21 protein-coding genes and 2 pseudogenes are annotated in these 23,117 nt (G+C 42.5%); 7 read left to right on the top strand and 16 right to left on the bottom strand.

The window, feature by feature from the left end:
* Window positions 1-12: 12 nt before the first annotated feature.
* On the top strand, window positions 13-702 hold the full coding sequence (locus JCM14108_RS06185; RefSeq protein ID WP_035179293.1) for a FadR/GntR family transcriptional regulator: 690 nt from the start codon (window positions 13-15) through the stop codon (window positions 700-702).
* Between the two features lie 57 nt (window positions 703-759).
* Window positions 760-1,947, top strand: a complete 1,188-nt coding sequence (locus tag JCM14108_RS06180; RefSeq protein WP_035179291.1) for an MFS transporter — start codon at window positions 760-762, stop codon at window positions 1,945-1,947.
* A 202-nt stretch (window positions 1,948-2,149) separates the two neighbouring features.
* Here the strand turns inward: JCM14108_RS06180 and gap are convergent, their stop codons facing one another.
* The gene (gap, locus tag JCM14108_RS06175; protein ID WP_035179289.1) at window positions 2,150-3,160 is read right to left on the bottom strand and encodes a type I glyceraldehyde-3-phosphate dehydrogenase; all 1,011 of its coding nucleotides are present in this window, start codon (window positions 3,158-3,160) and stop codon (window positions 2,150-2,152) included.
* Window positions 3,161-3,374: 214 nt separating this feature from the next.
* Here gap and JCM14108_RS06170 point away from each other — a divergent pair, with 214 nt between their 5' ends.
* Window positions 3,375-4,094: a MerR family transcriptional regulator gene (locus JCM14108_RS06170; RefSeq protein ID WP_035179287.1), complete on the top strand. Its 720-nt coding sequence runs from the start codon at window positions 3,375-3,377 to the stop codon at window positions 4,092-4,094.
* A 71-nt stretch (window positions 4,095-4,165) separates the two neighbouring features.
* Here the strand turns inward: JCM14108_RS06170 and JCM14108_RS06165 are convergent.
* Window positions 4,166-5,523: pseudogene (locus JCM14108_RS06165) on the bottom strand (FAD-dependent oxidoreductase).
* Between the two features lie 317 nt (window positions 5,524-5,840).
* Here JCM14108_RS06165 and JCM14108_RS06160 point away from each other — a divergent pair.
* Entirely contained in the window at window positions 5,841-6,029 is a 189-nt protein-coding gene (locus JCM14108_RS06160) for a hypothetical protein (protein ID WP_235807044.1), read from the top strand.
* 151 nt (window positions 6,030-6,180) lie between these two features.
* Here JCM14108_RS06160 and JCM14108_RS06155 read toward each other — a convergent pair whose 3' ends face one another.
* From JCM14108_RS06155 to JCM14108_RS06125, 7 genes and pseudogenes are all read right to left on the bottom strand, one after another.
* Window positions 6,181-6,585 (bottom strand): flavodoxin family protein, encoded by a 405-nt coding sequence (locus JCM14108_RS06155; protein WP_035179286.1) that lies wholly within the window; start codon window positions 6,583-6,585, stop codon window positions 6,181-6,183.
* A gap of 162 nt (window positions 6,586-6,747) precedes the next feature.
* A complete protein-coding gene (gene larE, locus JCM14108_RS06150) occupies window positions 6,748-7,590 on the bottom strand; it encodes an ATP-dependent sacrificial sulfur transferase LarE (RefSeq protein ID WP_035179285.1) in 843 nt (280 codons plus the stop codon).
* Window positions 7,591-7,619: 29 nt separating this feature from the next.
* Window positions 7,620-8,027 carry a nickel pincer cofactor biosynthesis protein LarC2 gene (larC2, locus tag JCM14108_RS15840; RefSeq protein ID WP_035179284.1) on the bottom strand — a complete coding sequence of 136 codons (408 nt, stop codon included), beginning with the start codon at window positions 8,025-8,027 and terminating at the stop codon, window positions 7,620-7,622.
* Window positions 8,028-8,068: 41 nt separating this feature from the next.
* A pseudogene (gene larC, locus JCM14108_RS15835) lies at window positions 8,069-8,856 on the bottom strand (nickel pincer cofactor biosynthesis protein LarC).
* Window positions 8,846-9,607, bottom strand: coding sequence for a nickel pincer cofactor biosynthesis protein LarB (gene larB / locus JCM14108_RS06135; RefSeq protein WP_035179283.1), 762 nt, complete (start codon window positions 9,605-9,607; stop codon window positions 8,846-8,848). Before larB ends, larC begins: the two are co-directional and overlap by 11 nt.
* 31 nt (window positions 9,608-9,638) lie before the next feature.
* Window positions 9,639-10,910 (bottom strand): lactate racemase domain-containing protein, encoded by a 1,272-nt coding sequence (locus JCM14108_RS06130; RefSeq protein ID WP_035179281.1) that lies wholly within the window; start codon window positions 10,908-10,910, stop codon window positions 9,639-9,641.
* A gap of 184 nt (window positions 10,911-11,094) precedes the next feature.
* A complete protein-coding gene (locus tag JCM14108_RS06125) occupies window positions 11,095-12,042 on the bottom strand; it encodes an L-lactate dehydrogenase (RefSeq protein WP_035179280.1) in 948 nt (315 codons plus the stop codon).
* Window positions 12,043-13,234: 1,192 nt separating this feature from the next.
* On the opposite strand from JCM14108_RS06125, the gene JCM14108_RS06120 reads away from it, so the two are divergent.
* The 3 genes from JCM14108_RS06120 to JCM14108_RS06110 all read left to right on the top strand — a co-directional run bounded on the left by JCM14108_RS06120 (window position 13,235) and on the right by JCM14108_RS06110 (window position 15,877).
* Entirely contained in the window at window positions 13,235-14,077 is an 843-nt protein-coding gene (locus JCM14108_RS06120) for a hypothetical protein (protein WP_035179278.1), read from the top strand.
* Between the two features lie 120 nt (window positions 14,078-14,197).
* A complete protein-coding gene (locus tag JCM14108_RS06115) occupies window positions 14,198-14,785 on the top strand; it encodes a S24 family peptidase (protein ID WP_235807048.1) in 588 nt (195 codons plus the stop codon).
* Window positions 14,786-15,001: 216 nt separating this feature from the next.
* A complete protein-coding gene (locus JCM14108_RS06110; RefSeq protein WP_035179277.1) occupies window positions 15,002-15,877 on the top strand; it encodes a helveticin J family class III bacteriocin in 876 nt (291 codons plus the stop codon).
* Between the two features lie 82 nt (window positions 15,878-15,959).
* On the opposite strand, the gene JCM14108_RS06105 is transcribed toward JCM14108_RS06110, so the two are convergent.
* The 7 genes from JCM14108_RS06105 to citC form a co-directional block, all read right to left on the bottom strand.
* Window positions 15,960-16,733, bottom strand: coding sequence for a hypothetical protein (locus JCM14108_RS06105; protein ID WP_035179276.1), 774 nt, complete (start codon window positions 16,731-16,733; stop codon window positions 15,960-15,962).
* 661 nt (window positions 16,734-17,394) lie between these two features.
* Entirely contained in the window at window positions 17,395-18,273 is an 879-nt protein-coding gene (gene citG, locus JCM14108_RS06095) for a triphosphoribosyl-dephospho-CoA synthase CitG (RefSeq protein WP_051996051.1), read from the bottom strand.
* Window positions 18,274-18,275: 2 nt separating this feature from the next.
* Window positions 18,276-18,806, bottom strand: coding sequence for a citrate lyase holo-[acyl-carrier protein] synthase (gene citX / locus JCM14108_RS06090; protein ID WP_035179272.1), 531 nt, complete (start codon window positions 18,804-18,806; stop codon window positions 18,276-18,278).
* A gap of 509 nt (window positions 18,807-19,315) precedes the next feature.
* Window positions 19,316-20,854 carry a citrate lyase subunit alpha gene (gene citF, locus JCM14108_RS06085; protein WP_035179271.1) on the bottom strand — a complete coding sequence of 513 codons (1,539 nt, stop codon included), beginning with the start codon at window positions 20,852-20,854 and terminating at the stop codon, window positions 19,316-19,318.
* The gene (citE, locus tag JCM14108_RS06080) at window positions 20,844-21,758 is read right to left on the bottom strand and encodes a citrate (pro-3S)-lyase subunit beta (RefSeq protein WP_035179269.1); all 915 of its coding nucleotides are present in this window, start codon (window positions 21,756-21,758) and stop codon (window positions 20,844-20,846) included. Before citE ends, citF begins: the two co-directional genes overlap by 11 nt.
* Before the next feature lies 1 nt (window position 21,759).
* On the bottom strand, window positions 21,760-22,053 hold the full coding sequence (gene citD, locus JCM14108_RS06075; protein WP_035179268.1) for a citrate lyase acyl carrier protein: 294 nt from the start codon (window positions 22,051-22,053) through the stop codon (window positions 21,760-21,762).
* Window positions 22,043-23,101, bottom strand: a complete 1,059-nt coding sequence (citC, locus tag JCM14108_RS06070; protein WP_035179267.1) for a [citrate (pro-3S)-lyase] ligase — start codon at window positions 23,099-23,101, stop codon at window positions 22,043-22,045. Before citC ends, citD begins: the two co-directional genes overlap by 11 nt.
* Between the last annotated feature and the right edge of the window lie 16 nt (window positions 23,102-23,117).

Raw genomic sequence — 23,117 nt, 5'->3', positions numbered from 1 at the left:
GGGTGTGAAACAGTGCCAGTCAAAGATAATCAAAACTTCAAGCCGCTCAGCCTTGCCGACCAGGTTTCCCAACAGTTACAATCCGACATTTTAAATCACCGTCTCAGTATTGGTGAACGCCTGCCAACAGAGCCCAAATTGATGGCCCGGTTTAACGTTGGTCGATCTACCGTTCGAGAAGCCGTCAAAGTATTGGTAAATTTGGGCTTAATCGAGGTCAAACAAGGACGGGGGACAACTGTTATTAACGACTCACTGCCCGATCAAACGATGTCAACCACGCTAAAAAAGGCGTCGGTAATTGAAGTTTGTGAAGCCCGTAAGGCTATCGAGACAGGGATCGTCTATCTCACCTGCCATAACCGTAACGCAACAGATTTAAAAGCAATGACCTACTATCTGGAAATTCGGGTTGCGGCCGCAAAGCTTCGATCTTTGGATTCCTATCAGCATGCCGATGAACAATTTCATGAGGCAATCGCAAAAGCAACGCACAACCTGGTAATGACCAATCTTTATGCTGATTTTTGGCATTCGTTTAAACTTCGCTTTGGCGAGCAGTTCGCAAAGGCCGAGCTGTCTCAGGAACAGACTCCGATTCACAAAAACATTTTAACAGCTATTGAACAGCGAAATGCGCAACAGGCTGTTTATTGGATCGAACAAAACATTAACCTGTTGGAACAAACAGTCAATAACTAACTGCCAAAATATCCTGATAATCGGGATATTCAAAATAAATACTGGAGGTAAAAATAATTGAATACAAAACATGGGGGCATTAATTTTACATTCGAGGTCTTTCTGCTGGCCGCTAACTTACGGCTGGCAATTATCGGCATTCCGCCAATCGTCACCAAAGTGCAATCATATTTTCAACTAACGACCGCACAAACCGGTGTCTTAACGACAATTCCGTTACTTTGCTTCGGTTTCTTATCCGTGGCAACAGCACCCGTTATTCGTAAGCTGGGAACTAAGCAAACCATTTCCTACGCCCTTTTAATGCTGGCAATTGCCAATCTGCTTCGTACATACGTTGCCTGGGGAATGTTTGTTGGTACTATCTTTGTCGGTGCCGGCATTACGATGCTGAATGTTTCACTGCCGGCATTAATCGTTGAACGACATCCCGAGCAGTCCGCTAAATTAAATGGCGTCTACACTGCCTCAATTAATTTGATTTCCGCGATTGTTGGCGGGATTGCCGTACCGGTTGCCAATGCCATCGGCTGGCAGTTCACAGTTCAATTGTTCTCAATTCCGGCAATTTTAGCCTTTCTGGGAACTATGTTATTGCCACATCAACGTACCAAGCAGTCTAAGCAATCAACCAAAACCGCTGCCGGCAAATCACTCACGCCAATTTGGAAGCGGGGGCACGTCTGGCTGCTGGCCATCTTCATGGGGCTTCAATCCCTAACCTTTTATACCGTTGTCGCTTGGCTGCCAAGTGTTCTAACCTCTCACGGCCTATCCGCGACTACTGCCGGTTGGTTATTTTCCATCTTTCAGATTATCGGCGCACCGTTCGCCTATCTGGTTCCACGGGCAACCACAAGTGCTGCTCACTTAAAATCGCTGATGATCGCGCTACTAGCCGGTTACTTGGCAGGAATCGGAATCCTGATCGCCTTTAACGCGACATGGCTGCTAATTATTGCCTGCATGATTGTTGGGATTACAACCGCATCCGTCTTCACGCTGTCGCTAACCATGATCACAACTATTTCAACAACCCCACAAGAAGCCGGTTCCGTCGGTGGAATTGTCCAATCAATCGGTTACCTAATCGCCAGTATCGGCCCCACTATGTTTGGTGTTATCAAAACCACACTTGGCAACTGGCCGCAAACTTTAATCGTGCTTATCGCGATTGCTGTCGTTAACATTGCAGTTGGTTTTCTTTTGATTCGGGTTGTTCGGAAGAACCGATTTGTTTATTGATAATTAAAGAAGTCCGGCATTAGCATGGAATATCACTACTAGTGCCGACTTTTTTAATCTCGAAAGTTCCAAACGATAAAAGCGAGCTATTTCATCCAAAACCAAGTTTAAATTACACAACATCTCATTCTTGACACAAAAAACCGGAACATAACCGTTCCGGTTTTAAACATGTGATGGTTCGAGTCACATTCTTATTAATTTACTTTTCGCCAAATGCCTTGGCCGTTCGAATCATGTTTGATACAAAACCATATTCATTATCAAACCAAGTGGCTGTTTTGACAACTTGGAAGTCACCATTACTGGTTACTTCGGTTTGGGTTGGATCATAAACAGCCCCGTGGGTATCGCCAATGATATCAGACGAAACAATTTCGTCTGCATTCCAGCCAAATGCCGGATTATCCTTCGTGTAAGGTTTAACCGCATCATTGACCTGTTCAGCAGTAACGCCTTTCTTATTAAAGACGGAAACCAATTCGCAAACTGAGCCATCAACAACCGCTACCCGTTGTGCGTGACCATTTAAATGACCATTTAATTCCGGGATAACCAAACCGATTGCTTTTGCGGCACCGGTTGAATGCGGAATTGTATTGGCCGAAGCGGTTCGGTTTGGCCGTGCTTTCTTTCCCTTGGGACCATCAAGAATCATTTGAGAACTCGTAAACGCGTGAACAACAGTCATCGTTCCGACTTCAATTCCAAATTCTTTATTCAGGGCATAAGCCATTGGTGCCAATGCATTTGTCGTGCATGAGCCGGCAGAAACAATCTGATCGTTGGTGTTTAGCGTATCATCATTAACGTTATAAACAATTGTCTTGATCGGGCCGGCCGGTGCAGAAATCAAAACTTTCTTAGCGCCGGCATCCAAGTGCGCCTGGGACTTTTCCTCGGAAGTGTAGAAACCGGTACATTCAAGTACCAATTCAACACCATCATTTTTCACCCAAGGAATCTTTGAGGCGTCACGCTCAGCATAGACGTGAAATTCATGACCGTTGACAATGATTGAGTCGTCGGTTGAACTAACATCATATGGCAAAGTACCATGGGTTGAGTCATATTTGAACAGGTAAGCGAGCATTGAAGGTGTTGTTAAATCATTAATAGCTGTTACTTCAATTTCAGGATCGTTTACTTCCAAAATCCGACGAAGTGCTAACCGACCGATTCGTCCAAAACCATTAATCCCAATTTTAACCATATTCATTTCCCTCCTAGACTATCAAAACAAGCACAATTAAACTGTGCCCTAACTTTTAACAAGTAAAAGTATATGCCGGATTGTATTTTTAGCAAGCATTTCGACTTATCAGGCAGCATAATAGAAGTTAGCTATTTTTAATAATCTTTTTCGTAAAATCACTTGCTGATGACGTTACGTCATGCGGTATAAAAAGAGTCGGAGGTGATCTTCAATGCCAAACTACACTACTGGAGAAATCGCTAAACAGGCACAGGTTTCAATAAGAACCGTTCAATATTACGATCGTAAAGGGTTGTTAAAACCGGCAGCTATTTCTGAAGGCGGCAAACGACAATACACCGATCGAGAACTTGAACGCTTAAAGTTAATTCGTCTGCTTAAATCGTTGGGCCTGTCACTTAACGATATCCGTTCATTATTGGCTAGTCCTGATACAACCAACGTGCTTAATTCTTTATTAACAGAACAGGCAGCCACTTTGACACAGCAAAAGCAGGAAATTGAGCAACAACTCCGAACAATCCACCAGGTTCAACGAAGCATTACGGATCTAAGACTGGTTTCTTCAAATAATCTGATCGGCATTGAAAAGATTATGGAAAGTCAAAAGCATTTGAGAAAGCTGCATGCAACCATGCTGTTATTGGGTCTACTGATGGACGTCATTGAAATTGCAACGCTGGTATTTTGGCTGATGACCGGAATTTGGTATCCGGTATTGATCGGCTTTGGATTCGTGATTATAATGGCCGCCTGGCTTCTTAACCATTACTACCAGCAGGTCAGATACGTTTGTCCCCATTGTCACACAACGTTTCAACCGTCCTGGCGCCAATTTTCATTTTCAAAGCATAACGCCAAAATGCGCAAACTAACTTGTCCGCATTGCGGCTATCGGGGGTATTGTGTTGAGATCAGCCAAGTCTCATAACTCAAAACAGGCGTCGACAATTAGCGTCAACGCCTGTTTCATTTAGCAAATTAATTTGTAAAAGATGGTCATTACTTTTGATTTAATTCACGCTGGGCTTTTTGAGCAGCCACGTTAATAATGTTCCATGGCCGATCAAATCCTGGTTGGAAGAAGAAGTCAGCGTATGCCAAATCATCAACCGTGAGCTTCTGTTGAATGGCCAACGAAATAACATTCATGTTGGCAGTAACATCAGCCTTTGACATGATTTGGGCACCTAAAATCCGGCCGTCTTTTGGATCAAACGTTAATTTGAACTGAACCTTTGGATTTTGGTCCTTAGGTACAAACGGTGGTCGATAGGTATCTTCAACGTAAACGGATTGGGTTTGAACGCCGAATTTATCGGCAGTCCCCTCTTTAATTCCAGTCGAAGCAAAGTGGTAGTCAAAGACACTTAAAGCCGACGAACCGGAAACTGCCGGAGTTGGGTATTTGGCATCCGTTAAATTCTTCACGGCATAACGCCCCTGACGACGGCCATTAGTTGCCAAAGCAATTTGAGCCGGTTTATCGGTTGGTGCAAACTTAACTTTGGTTGCATCCCCAACCGCAAAGATATCCGGCTGGCTTGTCCGCTGGTACTCATCGGTCTTGATCGTACCGTTACTGTTCAAGTCCAATGTATCGGCAAGCCACTTGGTATTTGGTTTAACCCCAACAGCTTCAACGACTAGTTCAGCGGGATACTCAGCTTGATCGGTCACAACTTTGGCAACTTTACCGTCCTTGCCGACAATTTCCTTAACCGTTTCACCCGTAGCGGCGTGAATGCCATTAGCTTCCATTTCTTTAGTTAAGACGCTCGTAAATTCTTTATCCAGGTAAACACTCAACAGGCGTGGCAAAATATCCACAACCGTGACGTTTTTGCCGGCTTTGGCAAAAACCTCGGCTGCTTCAATGCCAATGTAGCCGGAACCAATTACCACCACGTTTTTAATGGTTGGTTCAACAGTTGCCCGCTTTAATTTCATTGCCCAGTCACGACCACGCATGTAGTAAACGTTTTGCAGATCGTTGCCCGGAATTGGCAATGCGACCGGTACTGCACCAACACTCAGGATTAACTTGTCATAGCTCTCATCACGTTCAGAACCGTCTGCCAGATTCTTAACGTGAACTTCATGCTTATCCGGTGAAATCGAAGCAACTTCTTGACGTACAAAGACGTGCACGCCCTTTGACCGCATCCCTTCTGCCGTTGCGTAACGAACGCTGTTAACATCTTTCACAACGCCTTCAAGGTACAGCTGCATGCCGCAAGAAAGAAATGAAACAAAGTCGCCCTTCTCATACCATTGAATCTCGCATCCGGTTGTGTTGCCAATAATTCGCGAACAGCTTCGTAACCACCATGTGATGAACCAACAACAATAACTTTCACGATAAATCCCTCCTGTTTTTTAACTACATCTACATTGTAACAATTCTAAACTAGGAATTCAACCTAATTTAGAATTGTTCTAAATAAAAATCAATGTGCCTGCTATTATTTATAGTAGCAAGTCCCTCAGATAAAGCCAAGCGCAAACATTTCAAATCGTGGTTAGGCAAAATATTACGTAGAATGTTACAAATTAATTTGAAATGTAAACTAATTGTTGCTTGTTTTACCGCCTAAAATCAATTATAGTAACATTAATTAATGATAAGAAGCACAAAATATCGAAACGCACACAACCATTGCCGGAGGTGGTAACCATGTTAAAAGAACTTATTTCTCGTCTGGTTAATTCCCTGTTACTATCAGCGATCTCTTTGGGAACCATTCTATTTATCGTGAAAGGAATCGTTGATTTGTCCTATACCGGCACGTATGCCTGGGGGCAATACACCACTTACTTTGTCACCGGAATTGGTTGGCGTTGGCATTATTATGTTTGCGTTTGAAATGATCGAAATCCTGACGACTCGCAATCGCCGTTGACTTTCTAAAAAACCAACTCCGGATTTAACAGCGACTGCCTAAAAACGTTCGATTATTTGCCTTATTTAATCATAGAATAAGGCAGTTAATCGAACGTTTTTTATTTAATCAGCTTTATTGCGTAACGGCGCCCTTGGCAAAATCGATAATTTCCTGCTTTTGATGACCATTAATGTTGCCCATCTTTGGCATCAAGCCATGCAGGAACAAATGCTCATCGGCAACCGGAATTTTACGCTTTTTCAAGACTTTGGTTAATTGCCGCTCAATAGTGAATACGCTTCCAGAAGTTCCAAACAAAATAACTTCCTTAACCTTTGTAGGATCCAAATCAGCCGCGTAGGCTTTCAGATGCTTATCGGCGCTCATGTTATAAACACCACCGCCCAAGAATAGTCGGTCAACAGGTTCATCAATGGGCGAATCAATTGACTCAGCTTTAACATGTAACTGTTCGCCTAATAAGTTAGCCAATTTTTCAGTATTTCCCGTTCTTGAATAAAATCTAATTGCATCCATTATGCCATCTCCCAAAATTATTCAGCAATCGATTCTCTGTCTTTAATTATAGTTCTGTATCCGCTTTCTTTCAAAGATTAACAGCTATTTGGGTTATCTTACGTGAACTAAAAAGACTGAAAACAGCGTAAATCTGCCATTTCAGTCTTTTCATGATTTTGATTATTTTTTATCAACCGTTAATTTTTGTTTGGTCGTGGCTGATAAATCATCATTCATCCGGCCACTCTTAAAGCCGGCCATGTCCACCGTGATGTATTTAAAACCAAATGTTGTTAACGCTGCCTGAATTTGGTCATGCTTGGCAATTAACGCCGGCAAATCAGTTGTTGGCACTTCAATTCTGGCAATCTCATTATGATAACGAACCCGGACTATTGGAAAGCCAAGCTCCCGTAAGTATTTTTCCGAACGCATTACCTGATTGATCTTAGCAGGCGTTAACGGCGTGTAATACGGGAAACGAGACGAAATCGAGCAGCTGGCCACTTTATTCCAGTTATGAAGGCCAAGTTCCTTAGCCAGTCGACGGACATCGGTTTTATAAAAATCAGCTTTTTGCAGGATACTGATGGCGCCCGCTTCGTTTCGGGCAACCAGTCCCGGCCGAAAGTCGTTCAAATCGTCCATAATCATCCCGTCAAAAACTGCCTGATAACCGCCTTCTTTGGCAATCGCCGTTAAGTGTTCGTAAAATAACTTCTTACTATAATACCAAGTCTCCGGTTCATTGGCAGCAATGTGTCGATTTGAAAGGTAATCAATCGTAATCCCCCTGACATTGGCACCCAGTTCCTTTGCCAGTGACAATGCCTTTTGGTATTCCTCGTCACTAAAAAGAACCGAGTTGGCGACTACCGCCAATACGTGGTCCTTTCCCAGCACCCGCAGCGCTTCTTCAAGAACCAGTGTACTGTCAATACCACCGGAAAAGCCGACAACCACCTTCCCAAAAGGCTTGATTAATGATTCCAACCGTTGTTGCTTGTCACTTAATCTAGTCATATCCGTATTCATCCTTTCCATTAATCCATTTATAAACTTTGATAAACTGCCTGATAAACGTCCTGCAGTGATACCTGGTACTTCCTGGCAGCCTTTAAGCAATCCTCGAATTCCGGGCTGGTCTTTTCAATGCCGTGAAATTTGGCTGTTTTGACTTTGATGACCCCGTATTTTGTCATCACTCGTCTAAAACTGCGGGCCATCACAAACCGGTCAAGAAATTGAAACCAAACCCCGATGGTTGTCGTCATTTTAAAAATCAAAGCGGTTAGTCTATCGAGGTCTTGCGGTGCCATTAGAACTGTCAGTTCGATGGCTGGCCGGTTTTTCTTCATTTGAATCGGCGTAAAATATGCATCCAACGCCCCTTTTTCCATTAACAGATCAATCATCGGTCCCAATGTTTCGGGAGATTGATCATCGATATTGGCAGCCATCGAAATAACCTGATCGCGGTGTGCATCGACAACCTGGTTACTTAGCGTTTTTTTTTACATTTTAAGACCCGTAATGCATTGAATTGTGGAATCTGCCGATTACCGAAGCCGTAACCAACGCCCGTAATTTCCCAGTCCTTCGGCAAGGGGCCAAAGCCGGTCACGATTTCTTTGATAATCCCCATTCCCGTTGGCGTGACTAATTCCGTGCGAATGTTGGTTTCTTGACGAATAGGAATGGTTGTACCGACCGCATCTGCATTACCGCGGGCACTGGGACCGGCATTATCCCATGGGCAACCTTAATAAAGCCTGAGCCATCAGCGATCTCTGAGCAGTAAACGTCGGTTACGTCCAACATTTCCAGATCTACAAACGCCCCCACAATATCAACAATGGAATCCAATGCGCCTACCTCATGAAAATGAACCGCTTCCAAGGGCCGATCATGAACCTTGGCTTCCGCTTGGGCTATATCGGTAAAAACGGCAATGGCATGAGCTTTAACCAAATCACTCAGCTTACTTTGGTTAATCAATTGCTTAATATCGCTTAAATGCCGGTGTGGTTCGTGGTGGTGATGGGCTTGGGCTTCTTCTGCCGTCACCACCGCGTCATCTTTACCCGCCACACTTAAAACTGTATCAAAGTTGGTCCCATAAATACTGCTGTGGGCAACCCGTTTCGCGTTGATTTCATATCCGGGAACGTTTAAAAGCGCCAATCGTCGTTTAAATTCGTTAAAATCAAGCCCCAAATCCAACAGCGCGCCAATAAACATATCCCCGCTAATCCCTGAAAATGCATCCAAATATAAACTAGTCGCCATTTTTACCTCCCAAATGATTAATCATACTGGCTGAATAAGCCGCACCAAAACCGTTATCAATATTGACCACCGTCACGCCGGACGCACAGCTGTTCAGCATCGCCAATAATGCCGTGACACCTTGAAAACTCGCACCATAACCAACGCTGGTGGGCACGGCAATCACCGGTTTGGCTACCAGGCCGCCCACCACGCTAACTAAAGCACCTTCCATTCCGGCAATTACAATCACGACTTTGGCCTTTCGAATGGTTTCAATGTTAGCCAGCAGCCGCTGCAGGCCGGCAACCCCAACGTCGTAAATCCGCTTTATCCGGTTACCGTACAATTCAGCCGTTACGGCAGCTTCTTCGGCAACCGGAATATCGGTAGTCCCTGCCGTCACGATCGCAATATAAGAATCGGTCGGCACTGGTTGATTTAGCATTACGGTAAGACACCTGCCGGCAGCGTGATACGTCGCTTCAGGAAATTGCTTTAAAATACCGGCAGACTGCTCTTTTGAAATTCGGGTTGCCAAAATGTTCTGACCATTCCCCTTTAACGCCGTCATAATATTAATAATTTGTGAAACAGTCTTGCCCTCACCGTAAATCACTTCCGGATAACCGGTTCGCCGTTCCCGTTCCAAATCGACCTTGGAAAAAGCCAAGTCCGAAATCGTCAGCCCGGCTAACCGGTCAGCCGCGTCATCAACGCTGATTTGATGTTGGGCCAATTGTTTCAAAACGTCTTTAAGTGACTCTGCCACGCGCTCACTTCCTTTAAATAGTTTCAATAAATTAGTGATTCGAAGCGGCAGTTGAAATTTCCGGCACCGTTAGTGAACCGGCCGGCAATACGATAACCGACGCATTCGGGCCCTTTTCGGCCAATGCTTTTGAAAAAGCGGTTTTTAAATCATGAAACGGCTTAAAATGAACGTTTCGCATTTCTTCATCAGTTAATTCCGTAACCGCCCAAGTCGAGGCCCAAGTGTCAATTTGAGCCATCTTAGCCGCTTTGTGGTAGCCGAGATGCCAACTTTGGTCAATCTTCTTGAGTACCCCCTCAGCCGTTTTTTCCGAACTCAGCAGGTTATAAAACGGCTTGGGACCAATGCCGGTTCGACAGGTCGCGACCAAGATTAAAATGCCGTTTTTATTCAACGCTAATTTACCATTATCCAACGCCTTTTGGGATTGATACAGGTCAACGTCCATTGGATAAGGTGCCGCTGAAATCACAATATCAGCCTTATGCGGAATTTGGACGCCGAAAACTTCTTTGGCTTTGTCAATGCCGGCATAAAAGGAGCCGTTCAAATCCCCCGTCGTAACGGCATATATATCATGATCACTGTCCAGCACCGTTTCGATCGCAAAAATATTGAGGTTCTTCAAAACATGCATCGCATCCATCATATCCTCATGGACCGGATTGCCTTTTAAATTCATCGCTCGGGCTGAATCCATTAATGCCAAATGATGATTTTCCGAAATCGTTTTATATGATGCCACCCCTGGTAAAAAGGACTTTCGACCACCTGTGTAACCGGCAAAGTAATGCGGTTCAATCGAACTGATTGGTATCACCCGGTCAGCTTCGGCAACAATCTTATTAATGTACATTTCGGTGCCATTCTTGGACTTGCCCAGATAATCCATTGGATCGTTCTTACTGTCATGGCTATGAATCAAACCACGGGCATGCAGCTCTTCATAGATTTTGTCACCAAAAATAAATCGATATTCCTTCTCGGTCGGTGCCCGGTGAACGCCAGTCGCAACGATAAAGGAAATATTTTTACCTTTTATTTTTGGATAAATCAGCTTTAAAATTTTAGCTGTCGGCGTCGGCCGAGTACCATCATTAACAATAAAAACGATCTTCTTATCCGTATTGATAAAATCATCAAACGACACCGAATCAATTGGATGATTTAACGCCGAATCAATTACCTCGGTAGCGTCCGGCTTCGTAACCGGGTTGGGATTATATACACCAACCAGCTGATCAGATGGAACGTCAATGTCAAAAGCATCCTTTTCACCATACGGTACAGTTACTTCCATGCGACAGGCACCCTTTCTTTTTGGCTTTAATAATTAAATCACATAATTGTTTGCTTCCAGATTACCATTAAATTCCGGCAATATCATCATAAATTTTTGTCATGAACGCACATTAACTATCTACGGACAGAAAAAAGACCATCCTTTCACAGATGATCTTTTAAATATGATTTGATAATAATTATTATTTCGCAGCCATCACAATTTCAGCCATTTGTTTAGCCGACTTCTTCATCTTGTCAATTTCATTATCGGAAAGTGGTTCTTCAATCACCTTGGCAATTCCGCTGGCGTTAATTACAGCCGGGTTACCAATATAGATATCCTTTAAGCCATATTGACCGGTTAGCGGCGCACTTACCGGCATTACAACATTTTGGTTGTACAGAATCGCTTTGCTCAGTCGCATCAGACTAATGGCAACCCCGTAGAATGTGGCACCCTTTAAGCCGATGATTTGACCACCTTTACGTCGAACATCCACCTCAATTTGGGCCAGGTCGTCATCGGAAATATTCTTTTCCATGGCTACCATTCGAAGCGGTCGACCTTCAACAGTTGCTTCATCATAAGCAGCAAAGGAACTATCGCCGTGTTCGCCTAAAATCATGGCATCGATATTTTGAGTGCTGACATCAAACTTGTGGGCCAGTGCAACCTGCAGTCGAGACGTGTCGAGGGATGTCCCGGTTCCAATCACTCTTTCTCGAGGGAAGCCGGAAATTTCCTGGGTAATGGTGGTTAAAATGTCAACCGGATTACTGGATACCAGGAAGACGCCGTGAAAGCCGCTCTTTACAATTGGTTTGACAATTGATTCAAGAATCCGTGCGTTTTTGGCAACCAAGTCCAAACGGGTTTCGCCGGGTTTGCGGGGAACACCTGCTGTGATAACAACTAGGTCCGCATCTGCCGCGTCTTGGTACGAACCATAACGAAGTTTCATTGGGCTGGTCATTGGTAAGACATCTTCAAGATCCAAAACGTCACCACGAACATGGTCTTCTTTCAAATCAACGATTACCATTTCATCTGCGCCATTATTCTGCAGCATCGAAAAAGCATACGAAGAACCAACAGCACCGTCACCAACAAGAATTACTTTTTTAAATTTTTCTGCTTTATTTAACATCATTGAGCATCTCCATTTTCCGTGCGAGCCAGATTAACCAGACTTAATCTTTTTATTAAACGCTACTTGATTGTGCCATACAAAAATGAGGATAAGTTTCCTACTTGTGAATTCTCATACATTGTACAATGCTTTTTAAAAAATGTCAAAATAAAAGCTATTTTTTATAAAAGTTAAAATTACTTATTAAATAATCATCAAAATAAGCCTTTTTTCAGCAATAATTATGCAAATGATTGAAAATCAAACTGAAAATAATGGTTAATTTTGAAACAGTTGTGATGTTAATCACTAATTCAAATATCCTTAGAATCATCCTTATTTTTATCAGACAGTCTTTTTTAATAAAAATACTTTGATAAGCGTTAATTTTTATAATTATAAACGTTTAGCCACTAGTCTTGGCAACTTATAAATTAAGGTTAATTATTCTCAACTATCCGGTCATAAGCCCTATTTTGATTAGCCATTTCCTTTGAAATTAATAAGAAATTTCAAATTTCAATTTTTGAAAGATACTCGATAATTACATTTCAGAAATTTATTCAGCTACACAATTTGATTAGCAAAGGGACTATGTGATAACTACCCAAACAATTTAGATTACTGCTGTACTATTGGCAATTATAACGATAACCGGTGCAATTCAAAGTAACTGGAGGAAATATTGATGAAAAAGAAATGGGGTTTTAGTTCCATTGGTTTTTGGATTGCTATGGGGTGGCTTTTCATTGAATCAGTTTGATGCACATGCAGCAGCTGATCCTTCTGGTGATTCAGCTTGTCTTAATGATTCAACAGCATGGATACACTATTTTTATAACAAAAAACGGTGGGCCCACATAAAACTTGTATTTGGAATCCCACACATACAAAACGCCTGCATAATTTAAACAATTATAAAAATACTGACTGGTACGCTTACAGTTTTTATAACGGCTAAAAGAATGTTTTTCACCTGCACTTTAAAAAAAGAAATAAAAAGTATTTTAGGATCCGTTCTCCTCTTTCGTTTGGATGTTCCATTGACCCTGTTTTGTTTAAAATGGCTCTAAAACATTTGAAAGAACCTATTAGATGCTTATATTATTTTTCGTTAGATTTTTATATTAACCTAACCCAATAACAGTTAATAACTTTGCAAATGTCCCCTGACTATTAGATAATTTGGTTATTGAAAGGGGATTTAATAATGAATCAGAAGGTGGTCACCATAAAAAGGCAAATAAAATTCTTAACGCTGCTAACTTTGAGCCTGATCATTGGATTGGCTACAACGATGATTTGTACTAGTGCTGATTCGGGATATACCATTGTCAAAAAAATTGTTGGTAATCACCCTAACAGTGCTTATCATCTAACTAACAGGTCTAAAAATACTTACTTATGGAACAGTAATCATACAAAAGTTAAAGCTAATTTAAAACATTTTAAGAATTACAGTTGGCGTTATTATGATCAAAGTGTCATTCTATCGCATAATTCTAAAAAATCAGTTTATTACTATGTTCAAGGAATTACGCCTAATGGTAATGAGGGCAGTAAACTGCAGGGAATTGTTTGGCATGGGTATCTAGCTCCGGGTGTTAATCCCAACTATCAGCAACTTAATAATATTAACTTTCGTTATTTCAATAATGACAAGGAATATTTAAGTTATATTCAAAAATCACCCTCACAAAAATTAACCCGCGAAGTTCTAAAACTATTTCCCAACACCCAGCTATCCATTCAACTTACTAAAGCCGCTGGGGGTGCCAGTGCTTGGGACTTTAACGATCCGACTGTTAAAGGATATAAAGATGTTCTTGAATTTCCAACGGTACAAAGATACTTTAATAAGCGCTTTTATAAGCAGAATATTTCTGACAATAAGAGGTTTAAATTAATCAAGTCCGCTTTGGACAAAAGTGGCTACAATCAAACCAAACGGGTTGCGTTGGGTCAATATCAAATTGGCATTTATTACTACAATAATCCACATCGGCTAATCACCGATGAAGCCCCTGGATTTACTATCGCAGTTCCAGAATAAATAGTGGACTAGTGGCACAGTATCAGCTAGCTTATTTTTATCACCCCAAAATCAGGCGCCGGCAAAATTCGGCTCTTTGTCAAACATCCTAAAGTAAGAGGTATCAAGATTGTGACGGTAATGAAGTATACCCCCAAATTGCCAATCTTGGAAAAGATCGCAGCTCTGTTTAAGGTTCAAGCCAATGATCTATTACAGTATGATTTAAGTCGCTTAGATAAAAGCCGCGATATTTTACCCATGTATACACAACTGGTTCCAGAGCGTCAACAGCATGTCTATGAAGTGGTTGCTCAAGAACTGCAACAGCAACGAGACGCTGCCAAGGCAGTCGAATTACCTCTAGAAATATTAAATATAGCAGGAGTTGCTTCTGCTGGTACTGGTGAAGAATTAGTTGACGAACGCGATCAAATTAATTACCGCGGCCAACTACCTAAACTTGACTTTGCCATTAAGATTAATGGTGATTCCATGGAACCGCGGTTTCATGATCAACAGGTCGCCTTGGTTAAGAAAGCCTTTGAAGCTGAAAATGGCCAAATTGTGATTGCTTATGTCGATGGCTGCAGTTATATTAAACAATTCGAGCAGACAGAACGAACCTGTCGACTAATTAGCTTAAATCGTAAATATGCTCCCATTGAGGTTCAAGATAATCCTAGTTTTCAAATTAAAGGGATTGTCGTCGGCACCCTTAGTAATTAAACCGGTTATTTAAAAGCTCCCGCATCAAGAATTTCCTGATGCGGGAGCTTTTGGCTATCTAAATTGGCGGTACCCTGGCGTTAAGTGGTCGTAAGGATGGCGCACTATTTAGCTGAAATGACGATATGCTATAAGCGTCAAATCGATTTGATGCAAACTGCTAATTCAACTCCGGAATTGGATTAGCAAAAAAATTAATGAAAGCGGGTTTTTATCATGACAGAAGCAGATTTAACATATCGGTTACAAAACTTAAAGTATGGACACACGGTTGTTCAAAAAGCGTATATTGGAACATCTTATATTTACGCATTACAGTTAATTAATGATCAAACTGATGCATTACTCACCCGAACACCCAAAAAGTCGAAAAAACAAAACGTGAGTTTTAAAGATGCTCCTTCAAAATTAATGAAGGGGTTTCATCACGGTCAAACATTGGATTATGCCGGCAACAATAAATGGTTTATCGCGGTAAATCCAGGTAAGGATGGCATCTGGGATAAGCAGATTGGTCGGATCGCTTTTGATACCACCACTTTGACTTCCCATACGCAAGTACCACGATTGGCTAACTTGGACAGTATTGACGGTACTTTCAGTCTTAAACGGGTCGAGGCAGCGGTTTCCACTACACGGAAGTACTTCTTAATTGCGGCAATTGATAACAGTGGGAATGCTCATTTTGCCTTATACAATTTAGCTGATATTAATAGTGCCTTAGACGGTGTTGAAAGTAGTCATGGCTTTGTGGATGTAACAACAATCAGTAAAATTGATTCTTTTGAAGTTCCTAATATTGGTAGTGTAATTGGTCAAAATTCAATTCAAGGCTTTGAAGTCTCTGATGGCAAGGCAATCTACATTTCTAGTGGCGCTCCTGGAGATCCAACTAAAGTTGCTAAAATCCTCTGGGGACACACAACAGCTAAAACAGTCACGCTTAGAAACAGTCATTGGGAACCCTATTTAATTGAAACTGAGGGCTTACAATTGGGAAGCAAAATGTATATTAATATTGCCTACCATGATAAGGAAAAAGTTACACAACAAAATCGAGTTTATGAATTTGATAAACATGCTCTTAATTAATGAAGAACAAGTTTAAGGGAAACAAAAATGAGATTAAGCTTCTTTCGCTTACACGGAGAAGCCCAATCTCATTTTTTGGGATTCATTTCTGTGTTGGTGGTAATAGTTTAATAACAATTACACCGTAGTACAGACTATTTTTAGGAAAGGCATAGGCGCCAATTGACCATCCTGAAAAATCAGTAAATTTCTTTTTCTCAGAGGCTAAAGCTTTTTGTATCCAAGATTTTTCAAAAGGCAAAAAGCTAATTCGATTAGTTCTAAGTGGTTTGTATGCATTTTTAGCTGCTGTGTCGTTTATTAATCCAAAAGAAGCATTAACTTTTTTAGCGCCGAGAATCGACATTTCGTGATCATAATATGAGTCACCTGATTCCGTAGTCTGAATCGCATAGATGTAATATTCAGTCAGTTTTTGTAATTGCTTATTTGGAATAGTCCCCGGAAATAAGCTGATTAGCTTTTGATTTAGTTTTTTATCAATTAAACCGGCGGGATAATTTCCTTTGGTAATTGGACCCTTAGACAAGTAGCCTTTCCAAACGTATCCCTTAGCGAACCCTCGAGCATTAGAAACTTTATAAAAAATACCTGTTTTACGGCCATTGGTCATTTTTAATGACTTAGAAACGTACCAAGTCGTTACCGGATAGTGAGCCAGACGATGCTGGTGCTTGGTAAGGTTGTAATTCCATAGATAGGCATTGCTACTGTTTCCATTCCAGTGGTAGGGAATGTTATTGAAACTTTTCGATTTAATAGGATGGTACACTCCGGCAGCGCGAGTAGTGATCGAAGTGCTTCCTAAAACTCCTAAACCTATTGAAATAATTAAAAACAATAAATATCGTTTCATTGGTTAAACTTTCCTTTCAAACGCTCACTCTCATAATCTCGCAAGTATTTAATCTTTGAATTTAGATGGTTAAACACTACGGAATTAATTTTGGCGGATTTTTACATAAAAGTCAAAAATATAATAACAAGCAAGCGGTTTACTATTACGTTGGTGCCAGTGCTGATTTCAAAATTAAAAGTTGGATCTGGAGTGGCTATCTTACTCGTTTACTTGCTAAGTCACCTGCAGATTTTAAAACAGAACCAACATTTATCAATTATGTTAAAACGGATCGAAAGCTTGGAGTATTAATTTAGCTAAACCATTGTAACTTTCAAAATAACACGATAAAGGAGGAACTAAAACGCATTTATCTTATCGCGCTAGTTCCTCCGTTTATTTTCTTAAAACATACTATTGGTAAATCGGCTTGATTGCTTGTTAATCAGTAGTTAAGACACGCTTTAATCTGTTTCATACAATTATTTCCATGTGACTTTGTCAACAACACGAAACTATATCTGCTTTATCAAAATCTTTTATAAATCTGGCGGGCCTAAAACACCTATTCAGAAAATGACTTTTTCAAACTGCTTAACTGATAGGTCGGAGTTGCTTAAGTATGCCAGGCTTTAAAAGCGCAAACCAGAAACCACAAACTGTAAAATGAGCTTAAACACTATTTAGCAACCACAATCCCCGTTTTCAGTCCCACAAAAATCGTTAAAATCAACAAATCTGCTGACCCGCCCAGACTTAAGTTTTGGTTTTTAAAACTTGTGTTCAAGTCCTGTAACAATCGATAACCCGCCTCGGTTTGATAACCGCCGAGTTCAAAATAGGTTCGGATTTTCTGGCGAACTTTTTTCAAAATATGAGGATCCCCCGAACGCTTGATTAAGTTTGAGTCGTCAGCATGCAATACGATTAATAATAAGGTATCCAGCAGCCGAGCATTTAGCGGACCAGTCCGCTTTTCCAAGAACGGAACGGCATAATCAAACACCACCGGAAAGCCCGCTGCAGCCTCACCTCTAACCCCCAGTAAACCGTATTTAAGGTATTGCCGCTCACCTGCCGTGAGATTTTTGGTAGTTTCAAAATGCGGTGTCGCCAAGTCATCTGTAATCAGATTTTGCAACATTTCCCTGATAATCTGCTGCAGTTGTTTCAGGCCTCGGTCCCCAATACGCGCTTGATAAGCAGCGGCGGTTGCCAGAATACCCAACGAAAAGACAGCGCCCTTATGCGTATTGACATGGTGCGTTGCCTCAAACATCGTTTCTTCGGCTTTGATGCCCATACCGCGAATTGTTTGAAACAACTCGGTCAGGTCATCTCCGTCAAACTCATAGCCGGCTGAAACGCAGGCTTCCAGATATCCCCGTAGGCTGACAGCACTGTCAATGAACATAAAGACGTTCATATCCGGGTGGGGCCCGACATCTACCGGATCAACCAATCCTGGCTTGGGATTTACCACAACTTCATACAATAGCGATTCCAACGCCATCGAAGCCAGTTGAGTTACTTCAGCTGGTTTTTTACGATTTGTCATACTCATTCTCCAAATTCCTGATTATATTTTTGCTGGATAACCCGCTGCAACTCCGAAACCGAATGACGCCTGGATCGAGCACACTCTTTTGCCGGACGCCCACAAATAAAACACTTACGGGCTTGAAATCCCAATTCTTTCCGCGAGATTGCCTTGGCACTGTCATGACCGAATACATCAATGTCAAACAGCCTGCCCAGTTGGTCTTCATCTTCAAACTGGATAGCCGCCGCTTTAATCTGGTCAGCTGAACGATCAGAAGTCGCAAAGGCTTCATTGCCGGTTGGCTTATGCCATTGTTCAACTATTCTCACCGATTTGATTTGGGTCAAGAAACGCTTTAGTCCGGCATTAAACAGCCGAGTTAGATACTGATTGTTTTTAATCGGCCCTGGGATATTTAATTTGATGGCTAATATACTTTTAGTTGGATACTCGTTTAACAGTTGATGCTGGTAGGCCACTCGTTCGTCTTTTGACTGCAAAATGGCCATAATTCCCTGCTCGGAACCAACTTTAAATATCTCACTCACACAAATTCCTCCAATTCGACGCCTTATATTCCGGGTGCTAACCGCTTTGCTCCGCACACTTTCTAGGACTGCTGCACTAACCACAAACCTGCATGTAAGGCAATCGCCACCAAATTCCAAAACCGGGAATTCACTGCCGCTTACCTTACACTCCGGTTTATCCCGGTTAGCTCCGCACACTTTTTAAGACTGCTGCTCAAAGCAATGCCACGCCATATAAGGGATAAATCTTAAAAATCCAAACCCGGGATTTCTAAGATTCACGCCTTATATTCTGGGCATTAACCGCTTTGTTCCGCACACTATCTAGGACTGCTGCTCAAAGCAGCACCGCTCCATATAAGAGATCGATCCGCAAAATCCAAACCCGGGATTTCTCGGATCGACGTCTTATACTCCGGGTGCTAACCGCTTTGCTCCGCACACTATGTATTAGCACAGCGCCACCAGCTTGTATCGGCTTTGCTGCACTTTTTTAACTACTGCATATGTTTAATCATATTAAAACGTTAATCCTTCACTTCATGAATGGCATCGATAATGGTGCCATCCCGATACTCAACCAGGGCAACTGTCCGGTCAGTAAATTCGAGTGGCTTTGGCTTGCCAACCTTTGCTTCAGCCATTTGTTGCAGCTCCTCAATCGAGTAAACCGGAACACCCGGCAAATGCGCAAAGGCTTTGACCAGATCCTGGCGCTTTGGATTAATGGCAATACCATATTCAGTAACCAAAACATCTACAGAATCACCCGGTGTGACATTGGTCGTTACCTTTGGCACTACCGTTGCGATTCGCCCACGAACCAACGGCGCCGAAATAATCGTCAGCTTCGCCGTTGCCGCGTCTTGGTGACCACCGACAGCGCCCCGAATAACCCCATCGGAACCGGTCATAACGTTAACGTTAAAGCCGGTATCAATTTCAAGGGCACTCAGGATAACAACGTCCAACTGATCAACCATGGCCCCTTTATTATCAGGATCCGCGTACCAGGACGCGTCAATTTCCTGTTGGTTGGGATTATGATGCATAGACTCGGCCGCACCTTTATCAAAGTCTTGGACGTCCATTACCCGACGGACCAGACCTTCTTCCAGTAAATCAGTGGTTGGCTTGGTAATACCGCCCAAGGCAAAGGAAGCCTTAATCTGATTGTCAATCATTGCCTGACGTAAGTATCTCGTAACCGCGAGCGCTGCACCACCGGAACCGGTTTGGAATGAAAAGCCATCTTTGAAGTAAGGCGAGTTGACAATCACGTCATTAACCATCGAAGCGATTTTTAATTCCTTGGGATCCTTCGTAAACCGGGTAGCACCGGAACCGATCTTATCCGGATCGCCAACTTTATCAACTTTAACAACGTAGTCAACCTGCGTTTGTTTGATAGAAGCCGGCGTATTCGGATAAGGCATAATATTATCGGTCAGTAAAACCACGTTGTTGGCATATTGGGCATCCATTAAGGCGTATCCCAGTGAACCAAAAACCGCGTCACCTTCCATACCGTTGGCGTTACCCAATTTATCGGCATTTGGCACGCCAAGAAAAGCAACGTCGATTTTAATATCACCATGTTCGATTGCTCGAGCTCGGTTTCCGTGTGAACGGAAAATAACCGGATTCTTCAAGCCGCCGTGTGAAACAAAGTCTCCAAGCGAGCCACGCATACCGGAACTGGTGATATTGGTAATGGTGCCCTTTTTAATGGCTTCAATAACAATATCATTCATCACTCCGGTCAGCGAAGACGGTGCCAGTGTTAAATTCTTGATACCGGCATCAATAATAATTCGCATTACCTTGTTAAAGACAAAGTCTCCGTTTCGGAAGTGGTGATGAAATGAAATCGTCATGCCGTCACGAACCGTTTTTTTAACTACCGTTTCGATTGAATCAACGACTTTATCATCACCCGTTGTAACTCGGACTTTTGGTGCCACTCGCTGAACAGTTGGCTGACCAATATCGGTTGTTTTGAAGCCTTCATAATTTAACTTGTTCATTAAATCATCTGGTAAATCACGATTTACACTATTTTTCAATGTAGTTACCCTCCTCATCAAGCAGGTTGGAAGCTTTGGCAAGTTTCATAACACGTTGTGCCCGCATCACAACCGGTCGATCAACCATTTGACCGTTCATTGAGATAACGCCGGAACCCTTCATCTTAGCTTCCTCGATAGCGTTAATTACGTTCTTGGCATTCTCAATTTCTTTTTGCGTTGGTTCGTAAACTTTGTTAACCATCGCAATTTGTCGTGGGTTAACCAATGACTTGCCATCAAAGCCAAGCTGGTGGATGTATCTGGTCTCACGATAGAAGCCTTCGGTATCATCCATATTGGTAAAGACGGTATCAAACGCCGCAATCCCGGCAGCTCTGGCCGCGTGCAGCACCATATTACGGGCAAATGACAACTCCGCGCCATCCGGATAATGGTGGGTCTTCATGTCGGTTGTGTAGTCTTCAGCAGATAATGCAATCCCAATCATCCGATCTGAAGCCGCCGCAATCTCAGGTGCATTCAAAACACCCTTGGCACTTTCGATGGCCGCCATCAAGTGGGTTGAACCTTCCTCTCGGCCAAACTGTTTTTCTGCTGCCAAGACATCCTTTTCAAGGTCGTGAATCATCCCCGCACTTTCGGTTTTTGGCAGCCGAATAACGTCAACGCCGGCCTTAACCATTGCTTTGACGTCATTTGCATAATAAGGCGTATCGGCACCGTTAATTCGAACAACTAATTCCGCGTCGCCGTAGTCTTGACTTTGCAGTGCTTCATAAACCAAGTCTCTGGCAGCGTCTTTTTCAGCCATGGAAACAGCGTCTTCCAAGTCGAACATAATTGAGTCGGCGCCGTAAATGCCGGCATCCTTGACCATTGCCGGATTGTTTCCCGGAACGAACATCATTGTTCGTCGTAACCGTTCGTCATTGTTTGCCATTTTACAATACCTCCCATGCCGGTTGATCCGTTGTTTTTAAGGCACGCTGGGCAACCGCAATTGTCCGGGCTTTGATCACACAATCCAAAGCACCCTTGTCAACTGCTTTTACCTTTGCATTTTCAATGCCGAATTTTTTTAACGTTGTTGTGATAACCGAAATGATTTGGTCGCCGAATTGTTTCTTAACATCCGACTCCAAATCAATTTCAATGCCGTGATTGCCCTTGGAAAGCATGATTTGAATATCAGACGATTCCAACGTACCGGCTACGGCAGTTTGCTTAATTTCCATCAATGTTCATTCCTTTCTTAATCCTTAACTCAAGCATGTCGAGATGGTCCTCGATAAATTGATAAGTTGTCTTTGGCAGCAATTCCTTTATTCGGGTAACATCACCTTCTTGAATGATTTTTCTAACTTGGGTTGCCGTTATATATTGACCGGCAGCCGTTTTTAGTCGTTTAATTTCTCTTACCTTAACTTTGGGCGGTAACTCCCGCAAAAGGGCTTTATTATATTGACTGGTTGTGTTGGAATAAGGTTCCGTTCCGATGTAGCGGGTGCCAATATGAAGTGCCGGGGCAATTCTGTCTCGAAAAATCCTGGCATCCATGGTTGTCTGATAGGCAATGTTGGTGACGCTATCCGGTAGAAAATATGCCGGAAAAGTCGCGTAGCTCACCATATAATCACCACCGCTAACGACCATCACATTCTTTAAATCGGCAGTCCCCTGCTTGACCAGGGCAACCCGTTCATCGGTAGAAAATAACGATGCATCCGTATTCACAACGAAAACGTACACCCAATCATTTTCCGAAGCTGCCCGCTCAATCAAGTAACGATGCCCCAAAGTAAACGGGTTGGCATTCATCACAATTCCGGCAATTGATTGGTGCTCTTGATCGACAACCTTGGGAAGTTCGTCCAAGTAATCTGTAATGTTTGGACTACCGGTTTCCAAAAAGGCCGCTGAATCCGTACTGGCCAACTCTGTAAAGCCCAAATGCTGGAAGCTTTGCGAGTACTTCTTTTTGGTAAAAACCAGAATGTGGAAAATCTGATTTTGGTACAGTCGACTGGTTAATTCACTGATGATCCGATTAAACCGGGCACCCTGGGTCACACCTTTGTTACAGACACCGATAAACTTCAAAACGTTTCCGGCAGCCGACCCTGTTCCAACCAGCTCATTACCATCATACATCCCCAGCGTTAAATCGATACCATTAATTTCTTTATCGCTAAAATTTGAAATCCCCAGCGACTTCAGAAAGTTTTCCCACTGCTGTCGCTTTCGAGGATCATTTAAATTGAGCTGCTCAATCGACTCGTACATAAATCAACGTCCTCCA

It is taken from the genome of Lentilactobacillus farraginis DSM 18382 = JCM 14108 (assembly GCF_000583655.1).
Taxonomy (GTDB): domain Bacteria; phylum Bacillota; class Bacilli; order Lactobacillales; family Lactobacillaceae; genus Lentilactobacillus; species Lentilactobacillus farraginis.
This window is presented reverse-complemented; position numbering and strand designations above follow the sequence as displayed.